The 13,190-nt window shown below is 50.7% G+C and carries 10 protein-coding genes; 9 read left to right on the forward strand and 1 reads right to left on the reverse strand.

Features of this window, described 5'->3' with window-relative positions:
* Nucleotides 1–184: 184 nt before the first annotated feature.
* Nucleotides 185–622: a universal stress protein gene (locus FIV45_RS05905; protein ID WP_099471461.1), complete on the forward strand. Its 438-nt coding sequence runs from the start codon at nucleotides 185–187 to the stop codon at nucleotides 620–622.
* 4 nt (nucleotides 623–626) lie between these two features.
* On the opposite strand, the gene FIV45_RS05910 is transcribed toward FIV45_RS05905, so the two are convergent.
* On the reverse strand, nucleotides 627–3,233 hold the full coding sequence (locus tag FIV45_RS05910; RefSeq protein ID WP_099471462.1) for a cation-translocating P-type ATPase: 2,607 nt from the start codon (nucleotides 3,231–3,233) through the stop codon (nucleotides 627–629).
* 206 nt (nucleotides 3,234–3,439) lie between these two features.
* Here FIV45_RS05910 and FIV45_RS05915 point away from each other — a divergent pair, with 206 nt between their 5' ends.
* The 8 genes from FIV45_RS05915 to FIV45_RS05950 all read left to right on the forward strand — a co-directional run bounded on the left by FIV45_RS05915 (nucleotide 3,440) and on the right by FIV45_RS05950 (nucleotide 13,107).
* Entirely contained in the window at nucleotides 3,440–4,465 is a 1,026-nt protein-coding gene (locus tag FIV45_RS05915; RefSeq protein ID WP_165776915.1) for a helix-turn-helix domain-containing protein, read from the forward strand.
* A 145-nt stretch (nucleotides 4,466–4,610) separates the two neighbouring features.
* A complete protein-coding gene (locus FIV45_RS05920; RefSeq protein WP_099471464.1) occupies nucleotides 4,611–6,875 on the forward strand; it encodes a TonB-dependent receptor in 2,265 nt (754 codons plus the stop codon).
* A 50-nt stretch (nucleotides 6,876–6,925) separates the two neighbouring features.
* Nucleotides 6,926–8,149 (forward strand): metal-dependent hydrolase family protein, encoded by a 1,224-nt coding sequence (locus FIV45_RS05925; protein WP_099471465.1) that lies wholly within the window; start codon nucleotides 6,926–6,928, stop codon nucleotides 8,147–8,149.
* Between the two features lie 22 nt (nucleotides 8,150–8,171).
* Entirely contained in the window at nucleotides 8,172–8,798 is a 627-nt protein-coding gene (locus FIV45_RS05930) for a peptidylprolyl isomerase (RefSeq protein WP_181040153.1), read from the forward strand.
* A gap of 147 nt (nucleotides 8,799–8,945) precedes the next feature.
* Entirely contained in the window at nucleotides 8,946–10,007 is a 1,062-nt protein-coding gene (locus FIV45_RS05935; protein WP_099471913.1) for an efflux RND transporter periplasmic adaptor subunit, read from the forward strand.
* Between the two features lie 52 nt (nucleotides 10,008–10,059).
* Nucleotides 10,060–10,767: an ABC transporter ATP-binding protein gene (locus tag FIV45_RS05940; protein WP_099471914.1), complete on the forward strand. Its 708-nt coding sequence runs from the start codon at nucleotides 10,060–10,062 to the stop codon at nucleotides 10,765–10,767.
* A complete protein-coding gene (locus FIV45_RS05945; RefSeq protein WP_099471466.1) occupies nucleotides 10,767–11,918 on the forward strand; it encodes an ABC transporter permease in 1,152 nt (383 codons plus the stop codon). The genes FIV45_RS05940 and FIV45_RS05945 overlap by 1 nt, the downstream gene beginning before the upstream one ends.
* 10 nt (nucleotides 11,919–11,928) lie before the next feature.
* Nucleotides 11,929–13,107, forward strand: a complete 1,179-nt coding sequence (locus tag FIV45_RS05950) for an ABC transporter permease (RefSeq protein ID WP_099471467.1) — start codon at nucleotides 11,929–11,931, stop codon at nucleotides 13,105–13,107.
* Nucleotides 13,108–13,190: the final 83 nt, after the last annotated feature.

Genomic DNA, 13,190 nt, shown 5'->3' on the forward strand with positions numbered 1-13,190 from the left:
GTGTTTTGCCTGATGAAGGACTGCCTAAGATTGCAGAATTTTTTTCAGGACGATGATAAATGTATGACAAGAGAGAAAGCTTAATATATTGATTATGGTCAAGAAAAATATCTGGTTCATGGGGTAGGCTTGCCGGGTGTTAAATGTGAAGAGCATAAACGTGATTATGAAAAGGAGATAAATAATGAGTAAACCGGTATATTTGGTTGCGGTCGACGGCAGCGATTGTAGTGAGCGTGCAGCCGAACGGGCGGTGAATATTGCTCAGAAAACGGATGCGGAAGTTCGGTTTGTCACAGTTGTTCCGTGGGCGAAATACTACCCGCTTTATATGCCGGAAGTCTCACCGCCTATTGTAGATAAAAAAGCTGATGAAGAAACAGAACGCAAAGAAATACTGGAACCTCTGATGCGGCGGTTTAAGGATTCCGGGGTCCCACTGTCAGCGAAAATTTTCTGGGGACACCCTGTCGAAGTTATTCATGAACAGTCCAAGAAAAATCATGCGAATATGATTTTTGTGGGTCGTCAGGGGCGGTCGAAAGTGAAAGACCTTTTGTTGGGCAGCGTAGCCAATTCCCTCGCGCATAAGGCTGGGATTCCAATCGTTCTAGTCCCTTAAAAGGTCAGGATCTGCTCGGGGGGGTAAATTTAAAAATCTGCCCAAGCAGCAGAGGGATAAGGCTGGCGAACACAATGACCAGCCATCCCTTTTGATCAGGAATTTCAAGATGCAGAACCGTCGCCAGAAGCGGCCAGTATAAGGCGGCGGCCAGCAGGCTCAGACAAATCCCGATGGCACCCCAGACATAGGGGTTCTGCATAACCTGATTTTTCAGCAGGGCTGCCCGGCGGCTGCGCATGTTAAAGACGTGCCAGAGCTGTCCGAGGGCGAGACTTAGAAACGCAATGCTGTTGGCGCCGTCGGCACTGTAATCCGGATGTCTGTGCGCCCAGAGAAATGCCCCGACAACAGACAAAGTCATAATGATGGCATAGGCGATAATAGCCTGCCAATGGCGTGGTTCAATAAGGGCGGCGCTCCGCGCCCGAGGAGGGCGTTTCAGGATTTCCGCATCGCCCTGACCAAACCCCAGAGCCAAGGCCGGAAAAACATCCGTGACCAGATTGAGAAACAGGATTTGCAGAGGGAGTAGAGGCAGGGGAAAGCCGGCCAGAAGGCATGTGGTGACCACCAGGACTTCACTGAGATTACACGACAGCAGATAGATTACAAATTTTCGGATATTGGCGTAAATTACCCGGCCTTGCTGGATGGCGATGACAATGGAGGCGAAAGCATCATCCTTGAGGATCATCTCGGCGGCCTGTTTGGCGACTTCCGTGCCGCGCAGACCCATGGCAATGCCGACGTCGGCTTTTTTCAGGGCAGGGGCATCATTGACACCATCCCCTGTCATGGCGACCACGGCGCCATTCTTCTGATGCAGATCAATCAGATTGAGTTTTTCAGACGGGGACATTCGGGCAAATACCGAGGTCTTCAGCAATTGTGCTTGCGCGGAAGGAGTAAGGTTGCCTTTGGCCAGTGCGGTTCCTTCCTGCGCGGCACCGGGACCGGCCCCTTCAATGCCGACGGCTCTTGCTATGGCGCTGCCAGTCACCATGTTGTCGCCTGTGACCATGATAACCCGAATGCCGGCCTCTTGTGCGGCCTTGACAGCGGCGGCGGCATCCTTACGGGGAGGATCCTCCAGACTAAGCAGACCAAGGAAGGTTAGATCTTCAAAAACAGGGGTGTCCGTCTTTGCCGTGGTCTTTTCGGCCAGAGCCAGAATGCGCAAGCCGTGTTGCGCCAGATTTTCCGTGCGGGACAGCCACTGGGCTTTCTCCTTGGCGGTTAAGGGAGGATCATGCCCGTCGCCCGCTATTTTTGTGGCCTTTGCGAGGATGGCTTCCGGGGCCCCCTTAACCAGATAGAGGACTTTTTTTTCCTGTTGGTGCAAAGTCGCCATCATCCGGACATCGGGGTCAAAGGATATTTCCCGAACGCGCGGCAAGGCGTTGAGCAGTTGCTTTGCAAAGACGCCGGCTTGTTCTGCGGCCTCGACCAAGGCTTTTTCCATTGGATCGGTCAGGCGGCGAGGGTCAGGACCGCTGGTACAGAGAGCGCAAACTCTGAGAGCTCTCTGTTTTGCAGAAACAGGGGCGGCGGGCGAGCCTCCGTCCGAGGGTAATATGAAATCGATGACCTTCATTTTATTTTTCGTCAGGGTGCCCGTTTTATCAGTAAAAATAATATTGACTGCGCCGAGGGTTTCGACGGCGGACAGTTGTTCAATCAGAGCATTGTTCCGGGCCAGACGCCACATCCCCCGGGCCAAGGCCATGGTGGCGACAATCGGCAGGCCTTCTGGGATTGCCGCCACAGCCAAGGCTATTCCCGTCTTGATCATTACCAGCAATTCCCGACCTGTGCCGAGTCCGATCAAGGTCAATAGCGTCATCAGTACAAGCACGGCGTAGGCCAGCTGGGCGGAGAGTTTTTGCAGGCGATATTCCAAGGGAGATGTCGCGGCGGTGGCCTCCTGGGCTAGATCCGCGATTTGTCCCAATTCCGTCGCGCGTCCTGTTGCGACGCAAACCCCGGTACAGCTTCCTCTGGTGATGGACGTGCCTTTAAATAACATATTATGGCGCTCATAAAGGTTAGTCTCCACAGGAAGGGGGGCTGCTTTTTTATTGACGGGAATTGCTTCTCCTGTTAGGAGAGATTCATTGATCTGCAGACTGTGGCATTCAATAATTCGTATATCTGCTGTGACAATGTCTCCGGCCTCCAGAAGAATGATGTCGCCGGGGACAATATCTTCACCAGGGATAGCAACGGATTTGCCTTCCCGTCGTACCTGGGTGTGGGCGCGGCCCATTTTACGGAGAGCGGCCATTGATCGGATGGCCTTGCTTTCGGCCCAATAGCCAATGGTTGTGTTTAGGGCGATGACCACCAGTATGGCCAGACCTTCGGCAGTATCTTGAAAAGCGAAAGAAATTGCGGCGGCGCCGATGAGCAAGGCGGCCAGGATATTTCTGAACTGGTCAGCTAAAATGGCCAGAGCGCTTTTTTGTTTGTGTCTGCCCAGACGATTGGGGCCATATTGCGCCCGACGTTGTTCCACATCCTCAGCCGACAGCCCTGTGGCTGTGGTGACTTTAAAAAGACATGTGACAGCGTCTGCTGTCTGTGCGTGATAGGAACCTGATTTTTGCATCTGCTTTATCCATGGGTCTTGAACAGGATACTATAACGGATGTGTGTAGCTTGTTGATTGATTTCACGAAACCATGTTTTGTTATAAGGATAAGCGAATATCTTGATATATTATAGCATATATGATATTTCCTTAGTCGTGAGATGTTGGGACAGGTGTCATTTCATTTTTAGTATGTGTATTAGTTGTTAAAGAACATGAAACCAATGCAAGACCCCACGCGGAAAGATATTAACCGCATTTATGCGGGCTTTAATCAGGCCTATCGTGCAGAACCCGAACGCTATGAATTTCTTAACATTAGCCAGTTTTGCGATACCGATAACGGGGTGCGCCTTGAGCTGAATGATGATAAGGCGCGGGGGTACTGGGAACTTTACCGACCAAATAATGATATGCTGATCTGCCTTGCAGAAGGCCATTATCATGCCCGATATGATCAACGGATCATGCCGACGGAAGATATCGTTACTTTGCGGTTTGTCTTGTCCGGGAATTATGGGCTGACATTTAAAAGTGAGGGTCGTGTGGAAATCCCGCAGGCTTCTGCCTCCATTCTCTACACAAAAAAAGAGCGCGAATTTGATCTGTCGATCGCCAATGACAGTCACTTGAGTTCCGTAACGCTGCATATGAAGCCGAATTTTCTATATAACAGTTTCGGGATAAACCGGTCGAAAATGCCGTCTCATTTGCAGGATGTGGTTTTTGGCGGGAAATTAAATAAGAATCTTTATAACTTTCCCCTGTCGCCCGGAATGATGAATAATATTATTGACCTGTTGAGGATGCCTTATGAAGGGGCCCGTCGTCGGCTGTTTACGGAAGCGAAATCAGCAGAACTGACCTGTCGCCTGTTTCAGGAAATAGAAGATGATTTCAAGGCGATCCCGGTTATGGCTACTCCGGCGCATACGTTGAAAATAAAATTATATGAAGCGCAACGCATTCTGGTGGAACGCTATCAGGCGCCACCAACAATTGCCGCTCTGGCCCGAGAAGTTGGTTTAAACCGGACGACGTTATGTGCTGAATTCAAAGAAATTTTTGGGTCGACAGTTTCTGAGTTCTGTCAAAGCTACCGGATGAACAAGGCGCGGGAACTTTTACAGGATCGTAATCTCAGCATTTCCCAGGTGGCGGAAGAGGTGGGTTATGAGCATCCAAGCAACTTTACCGCCGCTTTTAAGAAGCAGTTTGGCTTCCTGCCCAAGGCGATCCGGGCCTTTTAACGAAATAACCTTACTTTTTGAAGAATTCATTATTTATTCGGACGATCTCATCATTATTCGCAGATTGTTTCTGTTATTACTCCTTTTCCGAATAATATAAGCATCGCCGTTTCGTGATGCATAGTATCTCCCGAAAGGATGAGGAATGAATACAACACCAACTTTTAAGGGCCGGGGCCGCGTTTCCCGGAAATGGACAGAGACTACGGCATTGGCCAGCGTTTTGTTGATGAGCAGTTTTGCTGTATCCAGCACAGCCTCTGCTGAAGCTGTTGAATCTCAGCCTAAATTTGATGAAATCGTGGTTACAGCCCGGAAGCGTTCTGAAACGCTGCTGGATATTCCCATGAGCATCAATGTGGTATCCGAAACAACGATCGAAAAAATGGGCGCCAATGACTTTACCGATATTCTCGGGACTGTACCAAGTCTGACAGCCTATCAAAACGGTCCGGGCCGGACACGTATCTCCATTCGTGGCGTCTCAAACGGAGGCGGCAACGATAATGATACACAGAACCAGGAAACTGTAGGTGTTTATCTGGACGAGATTCCGATTTCCATGGGTGCGATGAACCCGGAGTTGAGCCTTTTTGACCTGGAACGCGTTGAAGTTCTGCGTGGTCCACAGGGTACTTTGTACGGTGCGGGTTCCATGTCCGGGACCATTCGTCTGGTCTCCAAAAAACCAAACCTGAATGAAATTGAAGGCAAGGTGGAAGCCAGCCTGTCAAGCATTAGTAAAGGTAGCGAGAATTATTCAGTCAAAGGTCTGATTAACATTCCGGTCATTGAAGATAAATTTGCTCTGCGCACCAGCGCTTACTATCTGAGCAATGGTGGTTACATTGATAATGTTCTGGAAGGACATGAAGCAAAAGACCTCAATGATGGCACGTCAAAAGGCTTAAAAGTAGCTGGCCGCGTTCAGGTCAGTGATGCCTTCACGGTCGATTTTAACTTCATTCATCATGACTATTCCGACAATGGTCGTCCGGAAGATGTTGATGCCGCAGGCGAACTGGCCCGGAACTATCCTTCCTTCGATGGTTATGATGATGAAATGCAGATTTATAACCTGACCATGACATATGATCTGGACACGGCAGAGTTTGTATCTTCGACATCCTTCTTTAAGCGGGATATTATTAACCCACGGTCTCTGGATCAGTTTTATATTCTAGTTCCTGGCTTTGGTGATCTCGTGCCGCACGAGTTGGTTGATTATACCCAGACAGAGACGTTTGTTCAGGAAATGCGTGTGGCTTCCACAACGGATAGCGCTCTGCAATGGACTGTTGGTACTTATTTTGACCAAAAAGATGTTGCTTACCAGAACACATGGCCCGTCCCGGGGTCTGATGATGTATTGGGCGCGCCAGCGGCTGGCTTTGGAGCGCCAACGGATCATCTTTATTACGGTACAGATGATCTGACTGTAAAAACTTTTGCTGTATTTGGCGAAGCTTATTACAGCTTTGATAAGTTTACAGTGACCGCAGGGCTGCGTTATTTTAACTGGAAACAGGATATCTCTACTTATGTTTCAGGTATTCTTGCCGGTGGTGCGGAAATAGACAACCCTGCACAAGGTAAAGCAGATGGCTTTAACCCTAAACTGAACATATCCTACGATGTCACCGACGATATGCTGGTCTATGCTCAAGTGGCCCGCGGCTTCCGTTATGGTGGAGTCAATGCCTCTATCCCATTGGCCACCTGTGGCGATGAAGTCGAAGCGTTGGGTATTGATGTCGCAGACCTCAAAACTTTCGCTCCAGACAAAACCTGGAACTACGAAGCGGGTGTCAAAGGCCGTGCGATGGATGGTAACCTGATGGTCAATGCCGCTGTATTCCATATTAAATGGGATGATGTGCAGACAAGCCGTCGTTTTGAGTGTGGTTTTGGTTACCGGGAAAACGTGACAGATCTGACCAGTCAGGGTGTTGAGTTTGAAGTAACCGCCAATCTGACAGAAGGTCTGACATTGACCACTGGCGGAACATACATGACATCAAACCTGGATACTGATATCCTGAGTTTGAGCGCCGTAAAAGGTGACCGTGCACCATATGTGCCGGAATTCAGCCTGAATGCGACGCTGGAATATGTATATCCTCTGACAGATACAATGGACGGCTTTGTCTGGGCCAACTATCAGCATACAGGACACCGTCAGACCGAATTTAATGCAGCCAATGCGGATTACCGCGATATGGAAGCATATGATCTGGCCAATGTACGTGTCGGTGTAACATGGGATAACCTCGAAGTGTCCTTGTTCGCCAGCAACCTGTTCGATAGTCGTGGTGTCGTACGTTCCTTGCGTCGCGCACCGTTCGATCCAGATGGCGCGATCCGCGTGCAGCCTCGCACCATGGGTATCACCGTAAAAGGCAATTTCTAATCTTTACGGATTGGATAACGCGTTCGTCTTTTAAGTTGGATTGATACCAGATGTCGATGATTGTACTGAGTAATGTTGATATTTTTGACGGCGTTTCGCCGGAAATTATGGAAAATCACCATGTGGTCATCGCAGACGGACGCATAAAAGAAATAACGCACCGGGAAGTTCAGCTTCCCGGTGCGCATCATATTTCGGGGCAGGGTAAAACCCTGATGCCGGGATTGATAGATGCCCATTATCATGCCTGCCTGGTGCAGGTTCAGGGCTATAATATGACAACGTTACCGCCCTCTTTGCTCTATCCGGCGGCATCTAATTTACTTGAAAATTCTTTACAGCGTGGGTTTACTTCTGTGCGTGATGCGGGCGGGGCCGACTTTGGTCTGGCAGAAGCCACCCGTACCGGACTGATCAAGGGACCCCGTATTTTTTATTCCGGCCGCCCGTTGACGCAAACCGGGGGTCATGGCGAAATGCGGGCGAAGGTTCATGAAGAACCCTGCCTGTGCGCTTCACATCAGGCCCATATGGTCGCGGTCGTAGATGGTGAAGATGCGGTCCGCAAAGCCGTGCGGGAAGAGTTCCGCAAAGGCGCAGACCAGATTAAAATCATGCTTAATGGCGGGGTATCTACAGACGCGGACCCGGTATGGCTGTGTCAGTTCACGGACGATGAAATCCGGGCGGCGGTTGATGAAGCGGAACGACGGCGTTCCTATGTCATGGCCCATGTCTATCTGGACAAACAAATCCGTAAAGCCGTAGAACTTGGCATCCGTACAATGGAACATGGTAATTTCCTAACGTTGGATACCGCGCGATACATGGCGGAAAAAGGCGCATTTTTGGTGCCGACCCTGGTGACATACCAGGCGATCCGCGAAAAAGGCCGGGCCTTTGGGTTTAATGATGAGCAGTTTCGTAAACTTGATGCGGTCAGTGATGCCGGTCTGCAGTCTTTGGAAAATGCCATGGCGGGGAAAGTTAATATCGGGTTTGGCACAGACCTTCTGGGCGATATGCATGTGCATCAATCCGATGAGTTTTTGATCCGAAGCGCGATACAAACCCCGTTTGAAATTCTAAAATCGGCCACGTCGGTTAACGCTGAAATTCTGAACCGGACCGGAGACCTTGGGGTTGTGGCGGAAGGGGCGTATGCCGATCTTCTGCTGGTGGAGGGAAATCCTCTGGAAGACATCACATTGCTGACAGGAGACGGCTGTCACTTGGCGATGGTGATGAAAGACGGTAAGGTCATGTCAAAATAATAAGTAATTTATAGGAGATCCCATGCGTAATCTGTTTCTGTCGAGTGTGTTGACCATGTTGATAAGTCTGTTCGCCATGGGGGCCTCCTGGGCGTCTGAAACTGTCAAGCTGATCATGACGACGTCCGCCGGTGAGGTTATGCTTGAGCTCTATCCTGAAGCTGCCCCGACGACGGTGTCTAATTTCCTTAAATATGTTGATGGCGGCCATTATGAAGGGGGCGAATTCTATCGGGTCGTCCGCGACGATAATCAGGCCCAGAACAACATTAAGATTGGCGTTATTCAAGGGGGCATGGGAATGGATGTCACGGATGCGCCTTTCCCGGCTATCGCGCATGAGACGACACAGGATAGCGGTCTGCTCCATAAGGATGGTGTGATTTCAATGGCCCGGAATCAACCAGGCACGGCAACTTCGGAGTTCTTTATCTGTGTTAAGGATCAGCCCAGCCTCGATTTTGGTGGCATGCGCAATCCTGATGGCCAGGGATTTGCCGCATTCGGCAAGGTTACCGGCGGTATGGATATTGTCCGTAAAATACAGAAAATGAACACCATACAGCCAAAAAGTGCAGAGCTAGAATATACCAGCGGGCAGATTCTGATTGCGCCTGTGGTTATTCAAACCATCAAACGCGTTGAATAATAGCGTCTTTTCAGGATAATGCCCTGAGAGCCATACTGTTGACCGTTACCCTGAAAAAAATGACGCCATATAATATTAAGGTGGAATTGAGAAGTGTTTTCATTTATGGGTTGAGCGTGTAAAGTCAACAGCATGGCGGATGAGGGCATGACAGAAAAAAAAGACTTATTATCGCAATTAACTATAAATCGAGATGACAAAAGCCCGGATGGGACGTCTCTTGTGGCTTTGGGGGTGATTTTTCTCATTGCCCTGATAATTGGAATTGGGGCCGGGCGCTATATCTGGGGCGGGACGTCGACGTCGAATTATGCCGCGCCCGAGATACCTTCTCAACAGAAAAACACGACAGATACTGTCTCCCGAAATTCAATCAAACCCGCTGCCGATAAGATGGTCCCGGGTCCGACGGCCAGCGCGCAATCTTCTGATGATGCCGTTCTTGATGCAAGCGGGTACATAATCGCCCGTCGCATGGCGACCGTGTCGGCGGAACTGACAGGGCGTATTGTCGACGTTCTGGTGGAAGAAGGCATGGCGGTAAAGCAGAACCAGAAACTGGCCACGCTTGATGACACGTTGGCGCAGGTGGGGCTTGATCTGTCGAAGGCCCAGCAGAAATCAGCACAGGCACGGGTACAGAGCGCCCGGGCAAGTCTCAAGGAAGCCAATCGGGTTCTGAAACGGGTCGAATCCTTGCAATCCAGCGATTTCACCAGCGAGGCGGCGCTGACCAACAGTATACTCAATGTGGAAACCGGGCAGGCTGAACTCGCTCGGGCTCTTGCCGATCTCGAAGCGGCCGGTCTGGATGTGAAATTAAAGCAGGAACGACTTAACGATCACACGGTCCGGGCGCCTTTTGCCGGGGTGGTGACCATCAAGAATGCCCAGCCGGGCGAGATTGTAGCGCCGGGATCGGCGGGAGGCGGCTTTACGCGTACCGGGATTTGTACCATTGTCGATATGGCGTCCCTGGAAATTGAAGCCGATGTCAATGAAGCCTTTATTGGACGGATTTTCGAAGGCCAACGGGTTGAAGCCAACCTTGACGCTTACCCCCAGTGGCAGATTCCAGCACGGGTGATTGCGATAATCCCGACGGCGGATCGCAATAAGGCGACCGTGCGCGTACGAATAGAATTGTTGGTGAATGACCCGCGCATTCTGCCGGAAATGGGCGTAAAAATGTCTTTTTATAAAGAGTAAAACCGTTCTATTATTTAAATAACAAATCAACTGGAAAATGATCATGGATGCGATGAAAAAACAGAAAGTCGAAAGTGAAAATTTGTTTGAGTTGAAGGGGATTGCCAAGAGTTTTACCAAAGGACGTGAGGTTATTTCGATCTTCAAAGATCTGAATATGACCATCAAGCGCGGCGAATTTCTCGCCATTATGGGACCGTCCGGGTCTGGGAAGACGACGTTGCTGAATATGCTGGGTGGTGTGGATCAGCCGACAACCGGGGAAGTCTGGTTCGACGGTGAACGGATCGACAGTCTGTCGGAAAACGGTCTTGCCAAATGGCGGTCGGAGAATATCGGATTTATCTTCCAGTTTTACAATCTGATGCCAATGTTGTCGGCGGCGCGCAATGTGGAATTGCCCTTACTGCTGACGAATTTGCCGAAAAAACGCCGGTCGCAAAGTGTTGATGCGGCGCTGGAACTGGTGGGGCTGAAGGACCGGGCCGGGCATAAACCCAATGAAATGTCTGGCGGCCAGCAACAGAGGGTGGCGATTGCCCGGGCGATTGTGTCAGACCCGAAGATGCTGCTCTGTGATGAGCCGACCGGGGACCTTGACCGGGAAACCGCCAATGAAATTCTTACCATGCTGCAGGAACTGAACCGGGATTATGGCAAAACCATTGTGATGGTAACCCATGACCCTGAAGCGGCGAAATACGCTCATAAGGTACTGCATCTGGACAAGGGCGACTTTGTGGAGAAAGGAGAGCTGTGATGGGCGACCTTTATCTGATCTTCAAAAATGTGACCCGGAAAAAACTGCGCCTGTTTCTCACTCTGTTTGCAACCTTCATTGCATTTATGATTTACGGGGTGTTGATGGCATTCCAGATGGCGCTGGATTCCGGGGTGGAACTGTCGGCCGATGATCGTCTGATCGTGGTCAACAAGGTGAATTTCACCCAACCCCTGCCGTTGTCTTATGTCACCCGCATCCGTAGTGTTGAAGGGGTTGCCGAGAGCGCGCATATGAGCTGGTTTGGCGGCTATTATCAGGATCCAAAGAATTTTATGCCCATGTTTGCGGTTGAACAGGACCGTTTCCTTGATGTTTATGATGAAATCGTCATACCGGATGCCCAACGAAAAGCCTGGCTACAGAACCGGCAAGGCCTGCTGATCGGGGAAAGCGTCGCCAAACGGTTCGGCTGGAAAGTGGGAGACCGGGTTCCGATTTCGTCGAATATCTTTTCCAGAAAAACCGGAGGACAGACCTGGGATTTCGATATAGAGGCGATTTACCGGGGTGCCGATCCTTCCTTTGACACCAGTGGTGTGTATTTTCATTTCAAATATTTTGATGAGGCGCGTACTTTTGGTCAGAACCAGACGGGCTTTGTTGCGGTTCGTACAGAAGACCCCGCGTTAAATGAACAGGTGATCAAGGCCATTGATGACCAGTTCGCCAATTCTTTCTTTGAAACCGAAACGGTGCCGGAAAAAGCCTTTAACAAGGCTTTTATCGAACAATTGGGCAATATCGCCCTGATCATCCAGTTTGTCGTTCTGGCGGCTTTCTTTATCATTCTGGTGATTGTCGGGAATAGCATGGCGCTCGCCATTCGGGAAAGAACAAACGAGATTGCAGTGATGAAAACTCTTGGGTTCAGGTCGGGGCGTATTTTCCGTATGGTGCTGGGCGAATCCTTTCTGGTGGCGATCCTTGGGGGCGGGCTCGGGGTATTGGCGTCTGTCGCACTTACCCGTTTGATCACGGAAAATGTTGCGACCTTGCCGCCCTTGATTATGAAGCCGGAAATATTCCTGTCCGCGGCGGGGTATATTCTTCTACTGGGCTTTGTCACCGGGATACTGCCGGCCCTGTCGGCTTGGCGCCTGAACATTATCACCGCATTATCGCGTTAAGGAGGGTATCATGAGACTATTATCACAAACCTGGGTCGTCATTATCATGAATATCCGCAGTCTGCCGTCGCGTTTCAGCATGTCATTGGCAACCATATTTGCGGTGGCGGCGGTGGTCGGTGTACTGCTGTTCTTTCTTGCCATGGGTAACGGGTTTCGCGCCACCCTGGAAGGGGCGGGGTCAGACGCCGTGGCGGTGGTGACCCGGGAAGGGTCCCAGTCTGAAATCAACAGTGTTTTAGGACGCGATCAGGTCAACCTGATCGCCAACGCGCCTGGTATTGCGCGTGATGATGCCGGCAATCCGATCATCTCGGCGGAATTATATGTGATTGTTGATGGCATCAAAGAAAGCACAAAGACCAAGGTTAATCTGCCCCTGCGCGGTCTGTCGCAGGCAGGGTTTGATCTGCGGGATAATGTAAAGATCACGGACGGCCGCATGTTCAGTCCTGGGCGGAATGAAATTATCGTCGGCGAGGGTGTATTGAAGGAGTTTGGGGGATTTTCCCTTGGCAAGAAGATCACATTTGGTAAAACCACCTGGGAAGTGGTGGGTATTTTCACCACCGGCGGTTCTGCATTCGAGAGCGAGCTTTGGGCCGACGCCCGGTCGGTGCAGGACCAGTTCCGGCGCGGTAACAGCTTTCAGACCATGCGGCTCCGGCTGGAAACGCCAGGGGATGTCAGCGCCCTACAGGCCTATGCCAAGACTGATCCACGCCTGAATGTTAAGATTGAAACCGAAGCAAATTACTTCTCCACCCAGGGAGATGCGATTAAAGGGTATGTGATCTTTGGCTGGGGCGTAAGCATCATTATGGGGTTGGGGGCGCTCGCCGGGGCGCTGAATACCATGTACACTTCGGTTGCCAGCCGGGCGCGGGAGATTGCAACTCTCCGGGCAATCGGTTTTTCCAATGTATCGGCCTTTATGGGGACCCTGGTTGAAGGCATTCTGCTGTCCTTGCTGGGCGGCGTTCTGGGCATTGTCGCGACATACCTGTTTATTGACGGGAATAGTGCGGCCACGATTGGGGCGAGTTTCACTCAGGTGGTATTTACCTTCACCCTGTCCCCGGACCTGATGGTGCAGGGGGGCTGGATTGCCTTGGCGATCGGTGTGCTTGGCGGGTTCTTCCCCGCCTTCCGTGCAGCGCGGTTGCCTGTGGTTATTGCGTTTGAGTAGGCAGGAGCTAGCCCGAGGTTCAATTTTCTTATGACAATTTTAATCTATTGCACTTAAGTCAATATGAGGTAAAACAAAGAACA

The sequence above is a fragment of the Paremcibacter congregatus genome (assembly GCF_006385135.1).
GTDB lineage: Bacteria > Pseudomonadota > Alphaproteobacteria > Sphingomonadales > Emcibacteraceae > Paremcibacter > Paremcibacter congregatus.